Source organism: Streptomyces sp. NBC_00440, from assembly GCF_036014215.1.
Taxonomy (GTDB): Bacteria; Actinomycetota; Actinomycetes; order Streptomycetales; family Streptomycetaceae; genus Streptomyces.
This window is the reverse complement of record NZ_CP107921.1, coordinates 2,026,517-2,048,805: the sequence shown is the minus strand read 5'-3', so window position 1 is coordinate 2,048,805 and position 22,289 is coordinate 2,026,517. Positions and strand designations below refer to the sequence as shown.

21 protein-coding genes and 1 pseudogene are annotated in these 22,289 nt (G+C 72.0%); 13 read left to right on the top strand and 9 right to left on the bottom strand.

What is annotated here, in order from left to right; genetic code table 11:
* Window positions 1-151: 151 nt before the first annotated feature.
* The 6 genes from OHB13_RS09170 to OHB13_RS09145 all read left to right on the top strand — a co-directional run bounded on the left by OHB13_RS09170 (window position 152) and on the right by OHB13_RS09145 (window position 7,526).
* Entirely contained in the window at window positions 152-1,312 is a 1,161-nt protein-coding gene (locus OHB13_RS09170; protein ID WP_328376714.1) for a beta-ketoacyl-ACP synthase 3, read from the top strand.
* The gene (locus OHB13_RS09165; RefSeq protein WP_266857600.1) at window positions 1,309-2,535 is read left to right on the top strand and encodes a beta-ketoacyl-[acyl-carrier-protein] synthase family protein; all 1,227 of its coding nucleotides are present in this window, start codon (window positions 1,309-1,311) and stop codon (window positions 2,533-2,535) included. The genes OHB13_RS09170 and OHB13_RS09165 overlap by 4 nt, the downstream gene beginning before the upstream one ends.
* Before the next feature lie 3 nt (window positions 2,536-2,538).
* Window positions 2,539-4,482, top strand: coding sequence for an acyl-CoA dehydrogenase family protein (locus tag OHB13_RS09160; RefSeq protein ID WP_328376713.1), 1,944 nt, complete (start codon window positions 2,539-2,541; stop codon window positions 4,480-4,482).
* A gap of 305 nt (window positions 4,483-4,787) precedes the next feature.
* A complete protein-coding gene (locus OHB13_RS09155) occupies window positions 4,788-5,051 on the top strand; it encodes an acyl carrier protein (protein WP_328376712.1) in 264 nt (87 codons plus the stop codon).
* A complete protein-coding gene (locus OHB13_RS09150) occupies window positions 5,048-6,274 on the top strand; it encodes a beta-ketoacyl-[acyl-carrier-protein] synthase family protein (protein ID WP_266857602.1) in 1,227 nt (408 codons plus the stop codon). Before OHB13_RS09155 ends, OHB13_RS09150 begins: the two co-directional genes overlap by 4 nt.
* Before the next feature lie 214 nt (window positions 6,275-6,488).
* Complete coding sequence (locus OHB13_RS09145; RefSeq protein WP_328376711.1) at window positions 6,489-7,526, top strand: small ribosomal subunit Rsm22 family protein; 1,038 nt, start codon at window positions 6,489-6,491, stop codon at window positions 7,524-7,526.
* A gap of 194 nt (window positions 7,527-7,720) precedes the next feature.
* Here OHB13_RS09145 and OHB13_RS09140 read toward each other — a convergent pair whose 3' ends face one another.
* On the bottom strand, window positions 7,721-8,245 hold the full coding sequence (locus OHB13_RS09140; protein ID WP_328376710.1) for a VOC family protein: 525 nt from the start codon (window positions 8,243-8,245) through the stop codon (window positions 7,721-7,723).
* A gap of 77 nt (window positions 8,246-8,322) precedes the next feature.
* On the opposite strand from OHB13_RS09140, the gene OHB13_RS09135 reads away from it, so the two are divergent.
* Complete coding sequence (locus OHB13_RS09135) at window positions 8,323-8,757, top strand: winged helix-turn-helix transcriptional regulator (RefSeq protein WP_328376709.1); 435 nt, start codon at window positions 8,323-8,325, stop codon at window positions 8,755-8,757.
* A 188-nt stretch (window positions 8,758-8,945) separates the two neighbouring features.
* Here OHB13_RS09135 and ddaH read toward each other — a convergent pair.
* Window positions 8,946-9,776, bottom strand: a pseudogene (ddaH, locus tag OHB13_RS09130) (dimethylargininase); the annotation flags it as partial.
* A gap of 201 nt (window positions 9,777-9,977) precedes the next feature.
* Here ddaH and OHB13_RS09125 point away from each other — a divergent pair.
* Window positions 9,978-10,664, top strand: a complete 687-nt coding sequence (locus OHB13_RS09125) for a TetR/AcrR family transcriptional regulator (protein ID WP_328376707.1) — start codon at window positions 9,978-9,980, stop codon at window positions 10,662-10,664.
* Between the two features lie 99 nt (window positions 10,665-10,763).
* Window positions 10,764-11,492, top strand: coding sequence for a bifunctional DNA primase/polymerase (locus tag OHB13_RS09120; protein ID WP_266857613.1), 729 nt, complete (start codon window positions 10,764-10,766; stop codon window positions 11,490-11,492).
* A gap of 98 nt (window positions 11,493-11,590) precedes the next feature.
* Here OHB13_RS09120 and OHB13_RS09115 read toward each other — a convergent pair whose 3' ends face one another.
* The 4 genes from OHB13_RS09115 to efeO form a co-directional block, all read right to left on the bottom strand.
* Window positions 11,591-12,562, bottom strand: a complete 972-nt coding sequence (locus tag OHB13_RS09115; protein ID WP_328380249.1) for a hypothetical protein — start codon at window positions 12,560-12,562, stop codon at window positions 11,591-11,593.
* A complete protein-coding gene (gene efeU / locus OHB13_RS09110) occupies window positions 12,450-13,418 on the bottom strand; it encodes an iron uptake transporter permease EfeU (protein ID WP_266857615.1) in 969 nt (322 codons plus the stop codon). Before efeU ends, OHB13_RS09115 begins: the two co-directional genes overlap by 113 nt.
* A gap of 94 nt (window positions 13,419-13,512) precedes the next feature.
* A complete protein-coding gene (gene efeB / locus OHB13_RS09105) occupies window positions 13,513-14,838 on the bottom strand; it encodes an iron uptake transporter deferrochelatase/peroxidase subunit (RefSeq protein ID WP_328376706.1) in 1,326 nt (441 codons plus the stop codon).
* Window positions 14,839-15,984, bottom strand: a complete 1,146-nt coding sequence (gene efeO, locus OHB13_RS09100; RefSeq protein ID WP_328376705.1) for an iron uptake system protein EfeO — start codon at window positions 15,982-15,984, stop codon at window positions 14,839-14,841.
* A 449-nt stretch (window positions 15,985-16,433) separates the two neighbouring features.
* Between efeO and OHB13_RS09095 the strand changes: the two genes are divergently transcribed.
* The gene (locus OHB13_RS09095; RefSeq protein ID WP_266857620.1) at window positions 16,434-17,147 is read left to right on the top strand and encodes an urease accessory protein UreF; all 714 of its coding nucleotides are present in this window, start codon (window positions 16,434-16,436) and stop codon (window positions 17,145-17,147) included.
* A gap of 142 nt (window positions 17,148-17,289) precedes the next feature.
* The gene (locus OHB13_RS09090; RefSeq protein WP_328376704.1) at window positions 17,290-18,309 is read left to right on the top strand and encodes an urease accessory protein UreD; all 1,020 of its coding nucleotides are present in this window, start codon (window positions 17,290-17,292) and stop codon (window positions 18,307-18,309) included.
* A 27-nt stretch (window positions 18,310-18,336) separates the two neighbouring features.
* On the opposite strand, the gene map is transcribed toward OHB13_RS09090, so the two are convergent.
* Window positions 18,337-19,194 carry a type I methionyl aminopeptidase gene (gene map, locus OHB13_RS09085; RefSeq protein ID WP_266857623.1) on the bottom strand — a complete coding sequence of 286 codons (858 nt, stop codon included), beginning with the start codon at window positions 19,192-19,194 and terminating at the stop codon, window positions 18,337-18,339.
* Window positions 19,195-19,224: 30 nt separating this feature from the next.
* Between map and OHB13_RS09080 the strand changes: the two genes are divergently transcribed.
* Complete coding sequence (locus tag OHB13_RS09080) at window positions 19,225-19,458, top strand: hypothetical protein (protein WP_266857625.1); 234 nt, start codon at window positions 19,225-19,227, stop codon at window positions 19,456-19,458.
* Window positions 19,459-19,539: 81 nt separating this feature from the next.
* On the opposite strand, the gene OHB13_RS09075 is transcribed toward OHB13_RS09080, so the two are convergent.
* Together OHB13_RS09075 and OHB13_RS09070 are read right to left on the bottom strand one after the other, a co-directional pair.
* Window positions 19,540-20,835: an MFS transporter gene (locus tag OHB13_RS09075; RefSeq protein WP_328376703.1), complete on the bottom strand. Its 1,296-nt coding sequence runs from the start codon at window positions 20,833-20,835 to the stop codon at window positions 19,540-19,542.
* Window positions 20,836-20,878: 43 nt separating this feature from the next.
* Window positions 20,879-21,481, bottom strand: coding sequence for a hypothetical protein (locus tag OHB13_RS09070; protein WP_266857629.1), 603 nt, complete (start codon window positions 21,479-21,481; stop codon window positions 20,879-20,881).
* Window positions 21,482-21,575: 94 nt separating this feature from the next.
* On the opposite strand from OHB13_RS09070, the gene npdG reads away from it, so the two are divergent.
* Window positions 21,576-22,280 (top strand): NADPH-dependent F420 reductase, encoded by a 705-nt coding sequence (npdG, locus tag OHB13_RS09065; RefSeq protein WP_266857630.1) that lies wholly within the window; start codon window positions 21,576-21,578, stop codon window positions 22,278-22,280.
* Window positions 22,281-22,289 lie beyond the last annotated feature (9 nt).

Genomic DNA, 22,289 nt, shown 5'->3' with positions numbered 1-22,289 from the left:
GTCCGTATCGAAGCGTCGCAGGTCATGGCGGTGTACGGACGCGGTTCGAACGGCTGACCAAGGGCCACCCGTTCGGCCCCGTGCTGCGAAACCCTTCCCCCTCGTAAGCCGTTCTGCTGCCGCAGACAGCGTACGGACGAGGGGGGACGGGGTGGCTCTGGTCGAGTCGGTGGCCGGGTGGGTGCCGCCGTGGCGCGTGACCAACGACGAATTACCCGCGCACTGGGGTGTGGACGACCACTGGGTGCGCACCCGGACCGGGATCGCGGCCCGTCACCGGAGCGGTCCCGGTGTCTCCACCGGGGACCTGGCGTACGCGGCGGCCCGGCTGCTCCTGGAGCGCGCGGGCCATCCGCGCGTCGACGCGCTCGTCCTGGCCACGGCCACCCCCGACCACCCGTGTCCGGCCACGGCTCCCGCCGTCGCGGCCCGGCTGGGCCTGGGTTCCGTCGCGGCGGTCGACGTGTCGGCGGTGTGCAGCGGCTTCATCTACGGGCTGGCCTGCGCCCAGGGTCTGGTGGCCGCCGGAATCGCCGAGCGTGTCCTGCTGGCCGGCGCCGACACGTACTCCGGCTGGCTCGACCCGGACGACCACAGGTCCGGGGTCGTCTTCGGCGACGGCGCGGGGGCCGCGCTGGTCGCGGCGGGGCCCGCCGGAGCCCCCGGGGAGCTGCTCGGCTTCGACCTGGGCAGCGACGGCACCGGACACGACCTGATCACCGTGGCGGGCGGCGGCTCGCGGGCGCGGTCCGCGCGGGGACCCGCAGCGCCGGGCGACGGCTACTTCCGGATGCGCGGCGGAGCCGTCTACCAGCAGGCCGTCGAGCGGATGACCGCCTCCTGCCGGACCCTCCTCGCCAAGCTGGACTGGGACCCCGGGCAGGTCGACCACTTCGTACCTCACCAGGCCAACGGCCGGATCCTCAGCGCGGTCGCCGAGCGGCTGGGCATCGACCCCGCCCGGTGCGTGACCCACCTGGACCGCGTCGGCAACACCGGCGCCGCCTCCATTCCGCTCGCACTCGCCGACGCGGACGCCAGGGGTGCGCTGCGGACCGGCGACCGCGTACTGCTGACCGCCTTCGGCGGCGGTCTGACCTGGGGGTCGGCGGCGCTGCGCTGGGCCGGTCCGGCCGCCGCTGCCGGCGGGTCAGCTGCTTCTGCCGCCTCCGCCCGGTCAGCCGCCTCTGCTGCTGGCTCAGCTGTTTCTGACGGCATCCCCGCTTCCCGTACGACTGCTTCCCGTACGACCGCTTCCCGTACCACCGCTGCGCGGCCCGCCGCGGCCGCACTCTCCGAGGAGCTCTCATGAGGACACCCGAGATCGCTGTGACCGGACTGGGGATGATCACCCCGGGTGGCGTCGGTGCGGCCGAGACCTGGGAAGAGGTCCGCGCCGGGCGGCCCACCGCCCGCCGGCTGCCCGAACTGCGCGGCCTGCCGGTCGACTTCGGCTGTCCCGTGGACGGGGTCGACCTGGACGCCGCGGTCGGCGGACGGAAGACCTGGCGGATGCACCGGTTCGTCAAACTGGCGGTGATCGCGGCCCGGCAGGCCGTCGCCGACGCCGGGCTCGACCCCGCGGGCTGGGACGGCGGCCGGGTGGGGGTCGTCATCGGCGTCGGAGTCGGCGGCGTCTCCGTTCTCACCGACAACGCCCTGCGGCTGAGCGCCGAAGGTCCGGGCGCGGTCTCCCCGCTGCTGGTGCCGATGATGATCCCCAACGCGGCCGCGGGCGAGGTCGCCATCGCGCTGTCGGCGCACGGGCCGAGTCTGGCGCCCGCCACCGCCTGCGCGTCCGGCGCCACGGCCATCGCCGTCGCCCGTGACCTGCTGGCGTCCGGGCAGTGCGACGTCGTGGTGGCCGGGGGAGCGGAGTCGGTGCTCCAGCCGCTCGTGGTGTCCGGATTCGCGCAGATGGGCGCCGTGTCGAGGCGCTGCGACGACCCGGCGGGGGCGTCCAGGCCGTTCGCCGGGGACCGGGACGGTTTCGTCATCGCCGAGGGCGCCGGGATGCTGGTTCTGGAGCGGGCCGCCGACGCGGCGGCGCGAGGGGGCCGGGCGCGGGCGCTGCTCGCCGGGGTGGGATCGACCACCGACGCGCACCACCCCACCGCCCCCGACCCGCGCGGCCGCTGTGCGCAGGCCGCCGTCGAGGAGGCGCTGCGGGACGCGGGCTGGAGTCCGTACGACGTCGGGCACGTCAACGCGCACGGCACGTCCACCCCGCTCAACGACGCGATGGAGGCCGACGTGATCGCGCGGGTCTTCCCGCACTGGCCACCGGTGACCTCGGCCAAGGGCGTCCTGGGGCACTCGCTCGCGGCGGCCGGGGCGATCGAGGCCGCGCTGACCGTACTGACCCTGGAGGAGGGCGTCATCCCGCCGATCGCCAATCTCGACGCCCCCGCTGTGGAGTTCGACCTGAACTGTGTGACCAAGCAAGCACGCCGCGAATCGGTGGAGCGGGCCGTCAGCCACTCCTTCGGCTTCGGCGGGCACAACGTGGTGCTGGCCTTCCAGCGCGGAGCGTGAGACATGACTGCGGAAACCCTGACCACGATTGCCGGCGCCGATGCCACCGACGCCAACGCTGCCGGGGCCGATGCCGGTACCGCGGGCAGCTCCGCCGTGCGCGGTGAGCTCGTCCGGGTGCTCTTCGGTGACGACCACCGGGCCGCCCACGGCCCCTGGCGCGCGCTCCTCACCACGGAACCCTTCCGGCGCAGGTCCGATCTGGCACCGGACGCGCAATTGCGACTCGCGTACGGGCGGCTGCGGACCCTCAACTCCACGCTGGACAGCGCCTTCCGGCTGGCCGCCGACCCGGTGGCGCTGGCCAACATGCACGAGTGGCTCAGCCCGGTCGACACCACGCTGACCACGGTCGCCGGCATCCACTACAACCTGTTCCTCGGCAGCCTGCTGGACCATGACGGCGACGTACGGCGGGATCTGTCCGCCTTCGCGGATCTGACCCGCATCGGGACCTTCCTCTGTACCGAGCTCGACCACGGCAACGACGCGACGGCGCTGGAGACGACCGCCGACTACGACCGGGCCAGGGACGGGTTCCTGCTGCGCACCCCGCATGCGGGCGCCCAGAAGTTCATGCCCAACACCAGTGCGGCGGGCGGCCCCAAGAGCGGAGTGGTGGCGGCCCGGCTGCTGGTCGACGGCAGGGACCTCGGCGTCTTCCTGTTCCTGACCGCGCTGACCGGGGCGGAGGGACCGCTGCCCGGTGTACGCGTCAGGCTGCTGCCCCGGCGCATGGGCAGCGCGGTCGACCACTGTCTGACCTCCTTCGACGGTGTCTTCGTCCCGCGCGAGGCACTGCTCTCCGGGGCGCAGGGCCGGCTGGACGCCGAGGGCGCCTTCACCAGCGAGGTCGTCAACCGGCGCAGCCGCTTCCTGCTGTCGATCGGCCGGGTCACCGCCGGGAAGCTGAGCATGAGCGCCTCCGCGGTGGGGTCCGTACGGGCGGCCCTGGCGGTGGCGGTGCGCCATGGATCGCACCGGCTGATCGGCGGGGTACGGGCATCCGAGCGGGTGCCCGTCATGGCGCACCGCAGCCACTACGCCCCCCTCGCGGGCGCGCTGGCCACGGCGTACGCGATGACGCTGCTGCACCGCACGGTCCTGCGCGCCTGGACGGAGTACGACCGGACGGAGCGCGACCGGACCGTGCACGACCGGACGGGCGTGGCCGGCCGGGTGGAGGCCGAGCGGCTGGTCGCCGTCGCCAAGGCGTGGATCACCTGGGAGGCGCGCGTTGTTATCACGCAGTGCCGCGAACGGTGCGGCGCCCAGGGGCTGTTGGAGAACAACGGCCTCGCCGCGCTGGTGACCGGCATCGAGGGAGCGATCACCGCCGAGGGCGACAACATCGCCATCCACGCCAAGGCGGCGGCCGGGATGGTGTCGGGTCACCGCCCGCCGAGGCCACCCGCCGACCCGGCCGGCCGTGAACTGACCGATCCGGTGTTCCTGCGGGAGCTGCTGGCCGCCGTCGAGTGCGTCGAACTCGACCGGGCCCGCGCCGGGATGCGTGCGGCGGCCCCGGGGGACGCGCTCGGCCGGTGGAACGCGGGGGCGAGCGCAGCGCTGCGGGCTGCCACCGCGCACGCCCAGCTCCGGGCCGCCGAGGCCGTCGCGGCGGCCGCGGACGCGTTGCCGCCGGACTCCGCCGCCGGGGAACTGCTGCACACCCTGGGCCGGCTGTTCGCCCTGGAGCGCATCGCGCCCCACGGAGGTGATCTGCTGAACGAGGGGTTCATGGCGGGCCGTCACATCAGTGAACTACCGGCCGAGACCGACCGGCTGGCCGCCCGGATCGCCGGGCAGGCGCAGATGCTGACCGGGGCGTTCGACCTGCCGGACGAGTGGCTGGCGGATGTGCCGGTCACGGACGCCGGGTACGCATCGGCGTACGACGACCCCGAAGGGCCCTGGCACCGTTCGGCAGTGGAGGCGCGGCGGTGAGCCGGCTGCTGCTGCGCGCGGTTCTGGTCGCGTACTGGGGCACGGTCCACGTGCTGTCCCGTTTCTGCCGCTAGGCCGTGTCCGCGGAGTCGCGCCCCGGTGGGCCCGGAGAGGCTTCCGGCGGCCGTCCCCGCGGGGTGAAAAAACCTTCCGTCACCGCGTAACCGGAAGATCGTCCAACCGTTGGACCGATATCTATGGGATGCGATTCATCCGTATTCAGTCTGTTTTGTAGGTCCATTTTTGCAGGCCTGTTCTGTGGGTCTGTTCTGTAGGTATGTCCGCTTTGAATGAAGGGGAATGTCATGTCCGAGCTGCACCCGACCCTTGTCGACGTCCTGACCAACACCTTCAAGGTCCCCGCCGTCGAACTCCGCCCCGAGGCCACCATGGACGACCTGGAGATGGACTCCCTCGCCGTCGCGGAGCTCGGGGTCATCGTCAAGGAGACCCTCGGTGTCGACGCCGACGCCGACACCGCCTACAAGGGAGCCACGCTCGGCCGGATCAGCGAGTTCCTGACCGCATCCACCGCATCCACCGCATCCACCGCGGCCGGCGCCCGATGACGCTTCCTCCTGTCGCCATCACCGGCCTGGGCATGATCACCCCGGCCGGCAACGACACGGAATCCACCTGGCGGGGTGTGTGTGCGGGCCGCTCCACGGCCCGTACCGTTCCCGAACTGGACGGCTGCGCCATCGACTTCGCCTGTCAGGTCACCGGAATCGACCTGGCGGACGCCGTCGGTGGCCGGACCGTCTACCGCATGGGACGCTACGTCAGGTTCGCGGTGCTCGCCGCCGAGGAGGCCGTCGCCGACGCCGGTCTCTCCCCGGCCGGCTGGGACGGCACCCGGGTCGCCGTCGTCATCGGGACCAGCAGTGCGGGTTCGACCGGGCTGTACGAGCAGTCGGTCGCCCTGACGAACCGGGGGCCCGAGGCGACCTCGCCCCTGGGTACCCTGCTCACCGTCCCCAACATGGCGGCCGCCGAGGTCGCCATCCGGCTGCGGACCACCGGGCCGAGCCTGGCGCCCTGCACGGCATGTTCGTCCGGCGCCACCGCGCTGTCGGTGGCGCGCGATCTGCTGGTCACCGGGCAGTGCGACATCGCCCTCGCGGGCGCCACCGAATCGATCATCGACCGGCTGGCCCTGACCGGGTTCGCGCGGTCGGGGGCCGGTGCGATGCGGGCGGGGGAGGAACCCCCGGCCATCAGCCGCCCGTTCGCGGCCGACCGGCGCGGTCTCGTGATGGGGGAGGGCGCCGCCGTCATGGTCCTGGAGCGGGAGGCCGACGCGCTGGCCCGGAACGTCGCCCCGCGCGCCCTGCTGGCCGGAACCGGCGCCACCACCGACGCGTACCACCCGACCAGCCCCCGGCCCGACGGCTCCGTCGCCCGGGCCGCGGTGGACGCGGCGCTGCGCGACGCGGGATGGTGCGCGGCGGACGTCGGCCATGTCAACGCCCACGGCACATCGACCCTGCTCAACGACGCCGCCGAGGCGGGGCTGATCGCCCGCGCCTACCCGCACCGGCCCCCGGTGACCGCGCCCAAGGGTGTGCTCGGTCACTGCATGGGCGCGGCGGGCGCCATCGAGGCCGGGCTGACCGTCCTCACCCTCCAGCACGGACTCGTACCGCCGGTCGCCAATCTGACCGCCCCCGCACCGGAGTTCGACATCGACTGTGTGACCAAACAGCCCCGCAGGGTACGGGTGTCGCGCGCGGTCAGCCACTCCTTCGGCTTCGGCGGGCACAACGCCGTGCTCGCCTTCCAGCACGCCTGACGGCCTCCGCAGGCCCCTTCCGTGGTGCCGGTCCGCTCTGACGCGGGCCGGCACTCCCACGCGTTCCGCGCCGCGCACTGGTCGCCCGGCTTCAACCCCGGCGTGCTCGTGCCCACGGGCCGTATCGTCGAGGACGAGAGGGTCTTCGGCTGCGTCGAGCTGGGCATCGGCACCAACGCACTGACCGGGACCGGACACCGCCTAGACTCCTCCGGTGAACGACTCCCTCCCCACCGCCGAAGCCCTGCGCACCGCCCTGGCCGGGCTCCTCGACGGACTGCCGCCCAAACAGGCCGCCCAGGCCGTCGAGCGGCTGATCGCCAACTACCGGGGGACCACCCCCACCGGTACCCCGCTGCTGCGCGACCGCTCGGACGTCGCCGCGTACGCCGCGTACCGGATGCCCGCCACGTTCGAAGCGGTACGGGCGGCGCTCGACGCCTTCCGTGCCGCGGTGCCCGGGTGGGTGCCCGCCCGGCACACCGACGTCGGCGGCGGCACCGGCGCGGCGACCTGGGCGGTGGCGGGGGCCTGGGACGGCCCGGACGGACGGGGCGGAGCGGACGGGCCGGACGGGGCGGCGACCCGGCGCACCACGGTGCTGGACTGGGCGGAGCCCGCGCTCGTACTCGGCCGTGAACTTGCCGCGCAGTCCGGCTCGTCCGCGCTGCGCGCGGCCGACTGGCAGCGCTCTCGTATCGGACCGGGGCTCACTTTGGAGAGCACTGATCTGGTCACGGTCTCGTACGTCCTGGGGGAGCTGACCGAGGCCGCCCGCACCGCCGTCGTGGACGCCGCCGCGCAGGCAGCCCAGGCGGTCGTCGTGGTCGAACCAGGCACGCCCGACGGCTATCTGCGGATCATGGCGGCCCGGGACCGGCTGACCGCGGCGGGTCTGCGGACCGCGGCCCCCTGCCCGCACAGCGACGCCTGCCCCATCGAGCGCGGCACCGACTGGTGCCACTTCTCGGCCCGGGTGAGCAGGTCGTCGCTGCACCGGAAGGTCAAGGGCGGCTCCCTGGCGTACGAGGACGAGAAGTTCAGCTATGTCGCCGCGTTCCGGGGCGAGGTGGCGACCGTCCCGGCCCGGGTCGTACGCAAACCGCAGATCCGCAAGGGCCTGGTCCAGCTGGAACTGTGCACGGCCGCGGGCGAACTCACCCGCGAGACCGTCTCCAAGCGCCACGGCGACCTCTACCGAGCGGCCCGGGACACCGCGTGGGGCGACGCATGGCCGCCGCCCCACGCGTAACTGCGTGCGCACCTGGGGGCTGAATCGGACACCTGCCGCCGGGCATCCTGTGGGAGGCGATACATAAGCCCGCAGAGGTGACCAGTGACAGTCAGCCGGTGAACTCCAGAAGGCCGCGACCGCGGAACCGTCCGGTGCTGGACGAGGGCGCCTCGCAAATGGCCCGCCGGGGCCGAAGGACGGCGTCTGGTGGTTCAGTTGCGGGCCGGAGCGGAGATGCCGGTCCCGCCCGGGAGGTCGGCGCCGAATTGCGCGATGACCGCGTCCAGGTCGAGCGGTGAGAATGCCACGGGGTCCACCTCGTTGATCCTGTCGGCGGGCACCAGCCAGCACACTTCGAACTCCAGGCCGTCCGGGTCGCTGGCGTACACCGACTTGGTGGTGCCGTGATCGGTCTCGTAGGCCAGTGCACCTGCCTGCTGCAGCTTGCCGCGGATCTGCTGGAACTCGGCCAGGGTGTCCACCTCCCACGCCAGGTGCGCGAGCCCGGGGCGTCGGCCCGGACTCTGCGGGGAAGCCGGGCCGTCGATCTGGAGGAAGGCCAAGTCGTGGTCGTTGGTCGACTCCTCGGCCTGCAGGAACGCGCCCTCGGGCACCTTGCCGCCGTCGGCGTGGAGGCGGAAGACGGTGCGGAAGTTCAGCAGGTCGGTGTAGAAGGCGACGCTGCGTTCGACGTCGCGGACGTAGAGCACGGCGTGGTTGAGACGCTGGACCGGCATGTCGCTCCTCGGTTGGTTACGATTAGTGCGTAGCCCCACCATAGGGATGCACCGAGGACCTCACAAAAGGCACATTGATGTACGCAGAGCACACCACTGACCCTGACCGTGCCGCCGCCCCGCACCCGGGAGACGCCCGGCCTGCCGATGTCCCCCACCCGTGCGAGAGCTGGCCGGACAACGGCCGAAGGTTCCGGGAGACCCTCGACCGGATCGGCGACAAGTGGTCGGTCCTGGTCATCGGTGTCCTCAGCCGCGATACCTTGCGGTTCGGCGCCCTGCACCAGCGGATTCCGGGCGTCTCCCAGCGCATGCTCACCCTCACCCTGCGCCACCTGGAACGCGACGGGGTCGTCTCCCGCACCGTCTACGCCGAGGTGCCCCCACGCGTCGAGTACCAACTGACGCCACTGGGCGAGAGCCTGCGCGCCATCGTCCACGCGCTCGCCCAGTGGGTCACGGACCACCATGAAGAGATCGACAGCGCGCGCCACCGCTACGACGCCGGATGACACTCGTGCCCCAGAGAGGGGAAGCCCCCTTTCTCACAGCACCGGCCGAAAGCCCGCGTACGTCCAGTACGAGGACTTCCGGCCGGTACTCCCCCTGCTGGCGGAGCTCGGGGAACGCGCCGTACGCCGCTCCCCGACCAGCACGCGCCGGCCTGTCGCGGCACAGGAGCCTTGTGATCATGCCGCGGCTACGAACGCAGCTCCTGTGTACAGCACTTGACGCTGCCGCCGCCCTTGAGCAGCTCGCTCAGATCCATGCCGAGCGGTTCGAACCCGCGGGCCCGCAGCGGCGCGTAGAGGCCGACCGCGGCCTGTGGCAGCAGCACATGGCGGCCGTCACTCACCGCGTTGAGCCCGAGCGCCGCGGCGTCCTCCGGGGCCGCGATCAGCGCGTCGGGGAAGAGCCTGGCCAGGACGGAGCGGCTGCCGGGCGAGAAGGCGTCCGGGTAGTACATGATCTCGTCCGCCGCGTCGTCCAGGACGCTCAGCGCCGTATCGAGGTGGTAGTAGCGCGGGTCGACCAGATCGAGGCCGATCACCGGGCGGCCGAAGAACTCCTGCGCCTCGTCGTGCGAGAGCGGGCTGGAGCGGAAACCCCGCCCGGCCAGGATGTACGAGGAAGTGACGGCGAAGTCGCCCTCGCCCTCGTTGACATGGGCGGGCCGGTGGATCCCGGTGAAGCCGTGTGCGCGGAACCACTCCAGGTGCGCTTCGGCCTCCTCGGCCCGCTCCGCGTGGGCGAAGCGGGCGCCGAGCACGCGCCCGTCGATCACCGTCGCACCGTTGGCCGCGAAGACCATGTCGGGCAGGCCGGGCCCGGGGTCCAGGATGTCGACCGTGTGGCCGAGCGTGCGGTAGCGGTCGCGCAGGTCCTCCCACTGGGCGAGGGCCAGGGGCAGTTCGACCGGTTTCGAAGGGTCCATCCACGGGTTGATGGAGTACGTCACCCTGAAGTGTGCCGGTGGGCACATCAGATAGCGCCGGGGTCTGGCGTCACGAGGCAATGAGGGCTCCTCACGGCGGACATGGGCTGCGGGTGTGCAGCCGACTGTTTGCCATGGTCCGCCCTGCGGGGCCCGCGCGCTGTGCACCGATCGGGTGGTTCACCCACCGTGGCCGTGGGCGCGTCCGCCGGGCGCGCCCGGTGCCGGTACGGAGCGCCACATCACGCGGATACCGAGACGATACGTATCGGATCCGCCGATGTTAGATTCCCCTCCATGGCCGACTCCCCGTCCCCCGCAGCGAAGCCGCCCGCCGGACACCAGCCCGGAGACCCGCCCGCCGCCCGGCCCACGAGGGCTCCGGACGCCACCCGCCGCAGCGAACGCTCACGCCGGGCGATCCTCGACGCGGCGCTCTCCCTGGTCTCGGAGGCCGGCTACAACAAGCTGACCATCGAGGCCATCGCTGCCCGGGCCGGAGTGGGGAAGCAGACGATCTACCGCTGGTGGCCCTCGAAGGCGGCCGTTCTGCTCGACGCGTCCCTCGCCCTCGCCGGGGACGCCGAGACCGAGGGCGCGTGGAGCGGCTTCCCCGACACCGGGGACATCGCGGCCGACCTCAAGCATGTGCTGCGGCTCACCGTCGACCAGTTCAACGACGAGAAGTACGAGGCGTCCACCCGCGCCCTGACGGCGGCCGGGTGCACCGATCCGGAACTCGGCAGGCGCTTCACCCGCGAGCTGCTCGAACCGGCCCTCGGGCTGTACGAGGAGCGGCTGCGGTCCGCCGTCGCCGCCGGGCAGATCGGCGCGGACGTGGACATCCGGATCGCCGTGGAGATGCTGGTCGGGCCGCTCACCCACCGCTGGCTCCAGCGCACCAATCCGCTCACCCACGCCTTCGCCGATACCTGTGTGGACCAGGTACTCCGCGGCATCGGGGCCCGCCCGGACGGTGGCTGAACCACCCCGGCCGGTAAGTGTGGTCACCCGGGGCGCAGGATGGTGGCAGCATGGAGGGTCCGTGGAGCAGGCAGCGGCAGCGGTGAGGTGAGGGGATAGATGGGAACAGAGTTCGGCCGAGACCGTGGCCCGGCGAGCAGGATGACCCAGTGGCTGCGCCGCCGCCCCAGACAGTCCCCTGACGACAACCTCACCCGCGAGAAGCTCTTCGTCGCCGCCGCCGAAGCCGGGCTGCCCCTCTCGCCTGCCGCGCACCCCGTCGGGTACCGGTGTTCCTGCGACCGGGTGGGCTGTCCCACCCCGGCCAGGCACCCGCTCTCCTTCGCCTGGCAGACGCAGTCCACGACCGACCGCGCCCAGGTCGAGCGCTGGGTCCGCAACCAGCCCGAGGCCAACTTCATCACCGCGACCGGCATGGTCCTCGACGTCCTGGACGTGCCGCTCGACGCGGGGCGCAGCGCGCTGGAGCGGCTGCTCGCCGACGGGATCCAGGTGGGACCCGTCGCCCAGTCGGGCATCGACCGGATGCTCTTCTTCACCGCCACCCGCGGTACGCCCGAGGACGAGGACGAGTGGTGGCCGTGTGAGCTGGACTGCCACCCCGAGACGATGGACGAGCACCCGGGGCTGCGCTGGCACTGCCGCGGCAGCTATGTGCTCGTACCGCCCGCCCGGCTGCCCGGCGAGGCGAGTGTGGACTGGGTACGTGGACTCGAACATCCGCTGCCCGACCCGCTGACCCTCCTGGAGACGCTCACCGACGCCTGCGCGCGCCATGCCGACGGCGACCAGGACGCCCACGCGGTGGCCTGGCCACTCGGCCGCTGATCCGGACGAGGGGTCCTGGCCCGGCCGGACCCGTGAAGCCGTACCGTGCCGCACCCGGACACGCGTACGCGGTGTACGCGTAACCGGCTGGCCGGACGTTACGAGCCCTTCGCCGCCGTCAGTCCGGCCAGCCGGTTGAGGATCGTGACCTGCCCCTTCGCCGGGACCAGCGCCACCTGGCTGGAGACGCGTTCCTTGGTGACGGTGCTCGTCGCGTCACCGGTCATCAGCGCCTTCACATCCGCGGGCACCGTCAGATGCAGACCCTTCGCGGCGGTCTGCTGCTCGTAGTGCCGGGTGGAGAAGAAGACCAGCGCCCCGCCGCCCCGGAGGGCAAGACCCAGCGGCCGGTAGTCGCCGTCGGTGAGCGACCGGTCGACGTACTGCGTGGAGAGCCCCGGCAGATTCGCGTTCTTCGCTCGTGTCTCGCGCCAGACGGTGGTGTCGTTGCCGGGGGCGAAGTGGTCCGGGCTCCCGCTCTTGAGATACCCGGCGTACTCGCCGCTGAGCTTCTCCGGAGCAACCGCGAGCGAGGGGTCGGCCGGTTCGGCGGGCTCCGCCCAGCCGTCCTTGTCCATGGCGAAGTCGGGGACCGCCGACGAGCGGAGGACCGAGAGATAGGCGGCCTTCCACGGCTGGTCGGCCGCGTCCCGTACGAACACCACGAGCCAGCGGGTGTCCAGCCTGCCGCCGCCGTCCTGGTCCTGGTTGGAGTCCGTGTTCGCGACGAACCACCGCGGCCAGCCGGCCTTCTTCGGGATGACGAACTTCGCGTCGGTGAGCTTCAGGTCCGAGTGGTGCGCGTTGCCGGCCGGAGTGGTGACGTGCCGCGCCTTCAGCCCCGCCTGGTGGATGGCCCCGAGCGGCCCGGTGACCCGGCCCGCGTCGAGAGCCGGGTCGTACGCCTTGTCCGCCTTGTTGTACGCGACGGTGAAGGCGGCGAGTGCCCGCGCCGCCTCAGCCTTCGTCGCTGACGGTACGACCTCCAGCTCGCCGTGCACCGTCATGCACCCGCTCGCCGTCAGCGACATCGCCGCCGTCGTCGCGAGCCCCGCTGCCAGCCGCCCCAGCCTGCCCATGAGTTGCCTTCTGCTCCTGCGATCCCGCTGCCTTCGAGGACGTGGTGAACCCTACCGGGGCGAAGAAGAACACGAGCGTGGGGACCAGATACAGCACCCATACCGTTGCCTGGAGCACCGTCGGGTCGGGCTGGAAGTTGAACACGCCCTTCAGGAGCGTCCCGTACCAGCTGTCCGGCGGCACGGCCGAGCTGATGTCGAACGCCAGGCTCTGCAGACCGGGGACGAAGTCGGCCTCCTGCAAGTCATGGAAGCCGTACGCCAGCACACCCGCGGCCACGACCACCAGCATCCCGCCGGTCCAGGTGAAGAACTTCGACAGGTTGATACGGACCGCGCCCCGGTAGAAGAGCCACCCGAGCACGACGGCGCTCAGGATGCCGAGCAGGGCGCCGATCATCGGCCCCTGGGCGCCGTCGGTCGAGGTGTGCACCGAGGACCAGATGAACAGCGCGGTCTCCAGGCCCTCCCGGCCCACGGCCAGGAACGCCGTCGCGACCAGCGCGCCCGTCCCCATCTGCAAGGCGGTGTCGAGCTTGCCGTGGAGCTCGGTCCTGAGGTGCCGGGCGGTGCGCCGCATCCAGAAGACCATCCAGGTCACCAGGCCCACGGCGACGATCGACAGGGAACCGCCGAGTGCCTCCTGGGCCTTGAACGTCAGCTCCTCCGAGCCGAATTCGAGCGCGAAGCCGAAGGCGAGCGCCACCAGGACCGCGGTGGAGATACCGATCCACACCGGGCGCAGCGCGTCACGCCGCCCGGTCTTGACCAGATAGGCGATGAGGATGCACACGACCAGGCTCGCTTCGAGCCCCTCGCGCAGACCGATCAGATAGTTGCCGAACACGTCGGGTCCTTTCTGGTTGCAGGAACCGGATTACGAGAACGACGGGAGGACGGAAGGACGGAAGGAGGATGAGGGAAAGGGGAGGCGTGGCGCGTCAGGTGAACAGCGCACGGCCCCACCAGTCGCTCTTGTCACGGACACCCGGCGGGACGGCGAAGTGCGCCGAACCCACGTGCTGGATGTACTCGTTGAGCGCGTCATGGCGGGCCAGACCGCGCTGGAGCGGGATGAATCCCTGCCGGGTGTCCTTCTGGTACGCCAGGAAGAACAGCCCCGCGTCCAGCCGCCCCAGACCGTCCGTGCCGTCGGTGAACGAGTAGCCGCGGCGCAGGATCCGGATCCCGTGGTTGCTGTCCGGATGGGCGAGACGTACGTGCGAGGTCGGCAGCATCGCCTTCAGGAACGGCTCGTCGCGCTCCTTGGCCTTGCCGACCGGTGCGCCCTCGCCCTTGTCGCGGCCGAAGACGTCCTCCTGCTCCTGGAGCGAGGCGCGGTCCCAGGTCTCGATGTGCATCCGGATACGGCGGGCCACCAGATAGGAGCCGCCGGTCATCCAGGCCGCCCCGTCCTTCTCCACCGCCCACACATGCTGTTTCAGCGCGGCCGTGTCGGTGCCCGAGATGTTCCGGGTGCCGTCCTTGAAGCCCATCATGTTGCGCGGGGTCTGGGCGTCCGGAGTGGTCGAGGAGGTCTTGCCGAAACCCAGCTGCGACCAGCGGATCGCGATCTTCCCGAAGCCGATCCTGGCCAGGTTGCGGATCGCGTGCACCGCGACCTGCGGGTCGTCCGCGCACGCCTGGATACACAAGTCCCCGCCGCTGCGCGTCGCTTCGAGGTTGTCACCGGGGAACTCCGGCAGATCGACCAGCGCTTCGGGGCGCCGGCCCTCCAGGCCGAACCGCCCCTTCTCGAAGAGCCCGGGGCCGAAGCCCACCGTCAGCGTCAGCCGGGACGGCTTCAGACCGAGGGCCTCGCCGGTGTCGTCCGGAGGGGCCTCGGGGAGACCGCCGTACGCCCCGTCGCCCACGGTGTGCCCCTGCGTCATCAGGGCGGCCGCCGCCGTCCAGTCCTTGAGCAGCTGGATCAGCTCGGCCCGGTCGGTGGTCGTCACGTCGAACGAGGCGAAGTGCAGCCGGTCCTGGACCGCGGTGGCGATACCGGCCTGGTGCGCGCCGTGGAAGGGCACGGCCGCGCCGGACTCCGCCACCGGAGCGCTGTCGTCGCCGGTGCGCAGCGCGGCGACGGCGCCGCCCGCCGCCACCGCCCCGATCGCGAGCCCGGCGCCGCCCCAGCCGATCAGGGAACGCCTGGAAGGGGAAGGGACGGCGGTCTCGTCAGCCGTACGGTGATCCGGCTTCTGCTGTCCGGAACCCTGCTGTCCGGAACTCTGCTGTCCGGCCGTCTTCTCCGTGTGGGTCATCTACTTGGCGACCACGGCCGCTGCGAGCTTCGACAGCGGCTCGGCCAGGGCGTTGACGGCGTCCGACAGCTTCTTGCGGTCCGCCTCCGAGACCTTGTCGTACGACGTGAAGTCGTACGAGGTCTGGTCCTTGCGGTAGTGGTCGAGCAGCGAGTTCAGCGCGGCGAACTGCTTGTCCAGCTCCTTGGCCAGGGCCGGCTGGTTCTTCGACGCGACCGGCTTCAGCAGCTCGTACGCCTGCTGCGCGCCCTCGACGTTCGCCTTGAAGTCGACCAGGTCGGTGTGGCTGTAGCGGTCCTCCTCACCGGTGATCTTCCCGGTGGCGACCTCGTCGAGCAGCTCCTTGGCGCCGTTGGCCATCGAGGTCGGGGTGATCGCCGCCGTGCCCACCCGCTTCTGCCAGTCGGCCAGGTCGGTGTCCAGCTCGTTCGCGAGGGACTTCTCGGTGGCGCCGGTCTTCCCGTCCTGCCAGAGCGACTTCTCCAGGCGGTGCCAGCCGGTCCACTTCTGGCCCTTCTCCAGGCCGTCCGCGCGGGTGTCGGTCTTCGGATCGATGTCGCCGAACGACTCGGCGACCGGCTCGGTGCGCTCCCAGCCGATGCGCGAGGGGGCGTACGCCTTCTTGGCCGCTGCCAGGTCGCCCCTGCGGATGGCGTCCGTGAAGACCTTCACCTTCGGCAGCGTCTCGTCGGCCTGCTCCTGGGCGTACTTGCGGTACGCGGCGACCGCGGCGTCCAGCTTCGGGTCGCGCTTGACGGCCTTGCCACCGGTGACGGTGACCTTCTGGCGGATGCCGTTGCCCTTCATCCCGGGCTTGCAGGCGATCTCGTACGAACCGGCCTTCACCTCGGCGGTCAGGTTCTGCTTCAGGCCGGGGCCTATGTTCTCGCGCTCCGCGACGATGCGGTCGTCCGGGAAGAGCAGATAGACCTCGGTGACCTTGGAGCCCTTGTTCTCCAGGGCGAACTGCACGTGTCCGGCCGGGAATTCGGTCGTGGACACCTTGCAGGAGGAGTCGCTCGCGGTGACGGAGACGACGCCGCTGCCGCCCGCCTTGGCATCGCTCTTCTCGGCGCAGCCCGTGACGGCGGTCAGAGCGGCCACCGCCGTGGCGGCGGTGACAACAGAGAGTCGGACGGGTCTCATAGGGGCTCCGCGCTGGGTGAATGGTCGAGTGAGGCAGCCCTAACTTAACCGAGGCTTACCTCACCGATACCTGCCCGTGTTGTGATTCAGGTCTCATTTCTCCTGGGTCCGGTCCTGGCCGGTCACCGCCGCGGCTGGGCCGGCTGTTGCCCGATCGAGCCCGCCCCGCGCCGGTGCGGCGCCGCTCACTCCAACGGGCCGACTGGAGTGGCAGGTCCGCCCGGCTCTCGTAGCGTCGGAAGCGCGGCCTTCGCCGTGCCCGACTCCACTTCACTCAGTGATCTGCCCGAATCAGTGATCTGTTCGAACTGCCGAAACGAGGCAACCATGGCCGGCCAGCCGGTGTACCCGTACGGAGATGACCCCCCGGTCGTCCCACGTGCCGACGGTCCGCTCGGAGCCGAATCGGGGCGCCGCGTGCCGTGCTGCCCGCCCTGCCCCCGCGTCCGGTGACGCCCGCAGACCCGGTCGTCCCGGGCCCGTACGCTTCCCTGCTGGTCAGCCTGCAACTGGCGGACCCCGAGTTCCCGGGCGGCGGGTGCAACCCCGCCTACGAGTGGGACTGCCTGGTCCAGCCGCACCGGGTGGACCGGGCCGGCCTGGAGCCCCTGCTCCACGCCCTGCTGCGCCGTGGCGTCGGCCCGTCCGACGCGACGGCCCTCGCCCTCGCCCACGTCGCCGCTTCGGAGGGCTGCTGGGGTGAGGTGGCCGAGATCGACGAACGGCTGCACGCCACCAAGCTCGGCCGGGAGCAGCGGGCGGCAGCGACCCGGACCGGCCGGCGGATGCTCGACCTGGGCCGTGCCGTGTTCCCCAGCGAGGCCGTGGAGGAGTTCGCCGCCCTGGTCGCGCGCAGGGAGGCACCCGGCAGCCGGGCCGTGGTCTCCGCGGTCATCCAGGCCGGTGCGGGCGTACCGCGCCAACAGGCCGTGGCCGCGGACCTGTTCGCGTTCTGCGCCGCCTTCGCCGACGCGGCCCGGCGGACGGGCGCGGCCGACCACGGCGCCGCGCAACTGCTGCTGCGCGCGGCGGTCCCGGTGATCGGGGAAGTGACGGCGGACGCCCTCTGCCGTGAACTCGCCGATCTGGGCGGCTGTGTGCCCGCGGCCGAAGCCCTGTCGGGGCTCCCCGGCCGTGCGCCGGCGCCGGCGTCCGCCGGCTGATCCGGTACGCAGCGCACGACCTGCCGGCCCACCGGCCGCCAGAGACCGGAAGGAATCACCATGAACGACAGGGTGTTGCGTGCGGTCCGCTGCCACGCCGGACTCTCTTTGCCAGGTGTCCTGCACGGGGCGGTGGTCTGACATGGCGCTCGTCACGGACGAGATGCCCGAGACCTCGGGGACGGGACGCGCGAAGGGGGAGTCGCGGCTGTCCGCCGCGCACCACACCCCCGGCCGGATACCGCCCGAGGTGGCCCGGCACCTGCCCGACGCCGGTGAATCCGCCGGCGAATCCATCGCTGGATCCGCGGAACCGTCCACCCGGGTCGGTCTCCTGGAGATGGGATTCGAGCGGCTGAGCGGACGCACCGAACTGGTCCGCCGGTACAGCAGGATGCCGCTGCGGACAGGCCGGCCGCAGTACCCCGACCCGCTGCGGCCACAGATGGCGTTCGTCCGGCTGGCGCCGGTCGTGGGCGGCCTGATCCAGGAGGACCGCCAGCGCATCGATGTCTGCTGCGGTGCCGAGACCGAGGTGCATCTCTCGACGGGGGCCGCGACCGAGGTCCGGCCGATGGAGCGGGGCTGTGCCACCCGGCTGGTCAACCTCTCGGCGGGGCCCGACGCGTATCTGGAGTATCTGCCGGATCCGCTGCTCCCCCTCCCCGGCGCCCGGCTCTACCAGCGCACCGTGATCACCGCGGACCCCGCCGCCACCGTCGTCATCGGTGAGACGGTGGCGGCGGGACGTCCGGGCCCCGGTGCACGCCATGGGTACGACGTGCTCGGCCTCGACCTGGAGGTGCGCCGGCCGCACGGCAGGCTGCTGGCCCTGGACGCGGTACGGCTCTGCCCCGACCGGCACGATGTGGCAGGTCCTGGCGTGCTCTCCGGGCACACCCAGCTGGCTTCGCTCTTCGTCGTGACCGGCCGGACGCCCGCCGCCGAGGTGGCCGACGCCCTGCACGCCGCCCTTGACGGTATGGGGCTGCCGTACGGGGTGAGCGTGCTGCCGCACGACTGCGGCGCGTGGCTGCGGATACTCGGCGACGACGAGGCGGCGGTGGCGTCCGCCCGGTACGCGGGCTGGGACGCCGCCCGCCGGCTCCTCACCGGCTCGCGCGCCCCGGCGCCCGAGGTGAGCAGGCGCCGGGCGGTGTGAACTCCCGCGAGCGGGCCGTGAGCGGGCTCAGGGCAGCGTCAGGATCTCCGCCCCGGTCTCCGTCACCACGAGCGTGTGCTCGAACTGCGCGGTCCGCTTACGGTCCTTGGTCACCACGGTCCAGCCGTCCTCCCACATGTCGTACTCGTACGAGCCGAGGGTGAGCATCGGCTCGATCGTGAACGTCATCCCGGGCCGGATCAGCTCCGTGGCGTACGGGCTGTCGTAGTGCGGGACGATCAGCCCCGAGTGGAACGACGTGCTGATGCCGTGCCCGGTGAAGTCCTTGACGACGCCGTAGCCGAAGCGCTTGGCGTACGACTCGATGACCCGCCCGATGATGTTGATCTGGCGGCCGGGCCGCACCGCCTTGATGGCACGGGCGAGCGACTCCCGGGTGCGCTCCACCAGGAGCCGGGACTCCTCGTCGACGTCCCCGCAGAGATAGGTGGCGTTGTTGTCCCCGTGCACCCCGTTGATGTACGCGGTGACGTCGAGGTTCACGATGTCGCCGTCCCGGAGCACGGTGGAGTCCGGAATCCCGTGGCAGATGACTTCGTTGACTGAGGTGCAGAGAGACTTCTTGAACCCGCGGTAGCCGAGGGTCGACGGATAGGCGCCGTGGTCGCACATGAAGTCATGGGCGACCCGGTCGAGTTCGTCCGTCGTCACACCGGGCACGATGTGCTTGGCGGCCTCCGCCATCGCCTGCGCGGCGATACGGCCCGCGACGCGCATACGCTCGATGGTGTCGGCATCCTGGACTTCCGGCCCGGTGTACGGCGTCGGCGCGGGCTTGCCCACGTACTCGGGACGCCGGATGTTTCCGGGTACGGAACGGGTGGGAGAAAGCTCCCCTGGTACGAGCAGTGACTGGCCAGACATGCCAGCGAGTGTATGAGAGAGGAACCGGCCATGGCTTTGTTCAAGAGGCGAACGACCGCGCAGCCGGGCGACTGGTACTACTGCCTCCAGCACAAAAAGGTCGAAGACGGTCCCGAGTGCCCGGGTAAGAACCGCTTCGGCCCCTACGCCACCCGCGAGGAGGCGGCGCACGCGATGGACAAGGTGGCCGAGCGCAACCTGGAGTGGGACACCGACCCCAAGTGGAACGACGACAAGAGCGCCCCCACCGACGAGGAGGGCTGACCGCCCCGGCGCCGGCATCCCGGCCGGCCGGACCCGACCGCTCCGCGGGTCCGGCTGCTCCGGCAGGTCCGGCGGGTCCGGTCAGATGGCCGCCGCAGCAGCCGCCTCCTCCTTGCGGGCGCGGCGCAGCTGCGCGTCGGTGTCCGTGTCCGCGTCGTACGTCAGCAGCTTCGGCAGCACCGCGGCGAGCACGCCCACCGACGCGACACACGCGAGACCACCGCTCCAGATCGCGTTCCGGGTCCCGGTCCAGCCTGCCAGGGTGCCCGCCCTGACCTGGCCCAGCTGCGGCCCGACGCTGTAGGAGAGCACCTCGATGCCCGCGAGTCTCCCGCGCAGCTCCTCCGGGATGGTCTGGTTCCAGATGGTGGAGCGGCCGAGTCCGCTGAGCATGTCGCCCGCGCCCGCGAACACCAGGCAGAGCAGCACCAGCCAGACATTGGCGAACCAGCCGGCCGCCGTGATCGCCAGGCCCCAGCCCGCCGCCCCGAAGACCACGAAGAGCCCGTGCCGTCTGACCCGTGACGTCCAGCCGCTGGTCAGGCTGAGCAGCACGGACCCCACCGACCCGGCCGCGTACATCAGACCCAGCGCCCAGGTGGCATGCAGATCGTCGGCGAGGAAGGGGAAGACCGTGTTCGGGTAGGCGAAGAACATCGCGGCCAGGTCGATCGCGTACGTCCCCAGCAGCACCGGGCGGCTCCACGCGTACCGTGCGCCCTGCGCGATCCCGCGCAGCGAAGGCCGCTCGGCACCGTGGGACGGCGGCGCGGGCGACAGCCGGGTGCACATGGCCACCGAGACGGCGAAGCCCAGCACGGTGACGCTGTATGCGGTGGGGTATCCGGCGTACGCCACGACCACGCCCGCCAGCGCCGGGCCCGCGATCGCACCGGTCTGCCAGCGCAGCGCGTTCAGCGCGGCGGCCGCGGTGAGCTGGTCGTGCGGCACGATCCGCGCCAGCAGCGAGTCGAGCGCGGGCCGCTGCAGCCCGGCGAGGGCCGAGACCCCGGCCGCCACGACGTACAGCGGCCAGAGCATCGGCGCGGGGATCAGCGCGTTCACCAGGAGCAGTACGGCCAGCAGCCCGAGCCCCGCCTCGGTGGCCAGGATGACCTTGCGCCGGTCGGCCGCGTCGGCGAGCGCGCCGCCGTACAGCCCGAAGACGACCAGCGGCACCAGCTCCACCGCCCCCATCGCACCCACAGCTGCCGGGGAGTCGGTGAGGTCCTTGATCTGGAGCGGCAGCGCGATCAGCGCCATCGAGCTGCCGAAGAAGGCGATCAGGCCCTGGACCCAGAGCAGCCGGAACTCCCGCGACGAGCGCCAGGGGGTGAGGTCGGGGAGGATCGCGCCGAGCCGCGTGCGAGGAGCCACAAGGGGTCATGCTCGGCCGCTTCGCGCCCCGGCCGCAACCGGTTTACCAGCGGCCCGGCGGGGGAGCCGTCAGCTGGTCGGCGAGGCGCGACAGACGGTCGCGGAAGCGTGGCTTGCCACGTTGCGCGGGCAGGCTGTTCTCCCCGGCGGCCGCGCTGACCAGGTGCTGCACGGTGTCGAGATCCACCTCGTCGCCGTCCGCCACGGTCAGCGTCTCGTGTGCGAGTCCGTGCACCTCCGGATCCCCGCCGTCCAGCGTCAGCACGGTGGCACCCGCCCGCCGCGCCCCGTGCACCCGTTCGAGAAGCCCCGCGCCCGGCAGCCCCGGCGCGACGACGAGCAGCGTCTCGCCGCGCCCCGCCGCCTCGATCCGCCCGAGCCCCACGGAGAGATGCGCGGGCTCACCGCCCCCGACCCGGTGCCGTACCAGCGTGGGCGCCAGCTCGGGCAGCCCCGACCAGGCGGCCTCGTCCACGAGATGGGCCGCCAGATGCCAGGGCTCGTACCGCTCGGTCCCCACCAGGAGCAGCCCCCCGCCGTGCGGGACCACGGACGACCGCAGCGCGGTGGCGAACCGGCGGGCGGCGCGCGGCCACTCGGTCCCGGCGAGTACTTCCCGGAGCAGCGCCACCCGTACGGCATCCATGGCCCGGCATCCTGCCCCACCGGGCCGCCCGGCGCGGGCCGTTGGCCGGTCATCACCCGTACGGGCATCGGGCGCCGGCAAGTATGGTCGGGCCATGACTTCCACCGACAGTGCACAGCAGCCGGCCGCCAAGGACCCCTGGGACCTGCCCGACGTCTCGGACCTGGTCGTCGGCGTCCTCGGCGGGACCGGCGACCAGGGGCGCGGGCTCGCCTACCGGCTGGCCAGGGCGGGCCAGAAGGTGATCATCGGCTCGCGCGCCGCCGAGCGGGCCGAGGCCGCGGCCGGAGAGCTCGGGAACGGTGTCGAGGGCGCGGAGAACGCCGAGTGCGCACGCCGCAGCGATGTGGTGATCGTGGCCGTGCCCTGGGACGGGCACGCCAAGACCCTGGAGTCGCTGCGCGAAGAGCTGACCGGCAAGCTCGTGGTCGACTGCGTCAACCCGCTCGGCTTCGACAAGAAGGGCGCGTACGCCCTGAAGCCCGAGGAGGGCAGCGCCGCCGAGCAGGCCGCCGCCCTGCTGCCGGAATCCCGGGTGGCCGCCGCCTTCCACCATCTCTCGGCCGTACTGCTCCAGGACCCGGCGATCGACGAGATCGACACCGATGTGATGGTGCTGGGCGAGGAGCGCGCCGACGTCGAGATCGTGCAGGCGCTCGCCGGGCGGATCGCCGGGATGCGCGGAGTCTTCGCCGGCCGGCTGCGCAACGCCCACCAGGTCGAGTCGCTGGTCGCCAATCTGATCTCGGTCAACCGCCGCTACAAGGCCCACGCGGGGCTGCGCGTCACCGACGTGTGAGTGCGATCG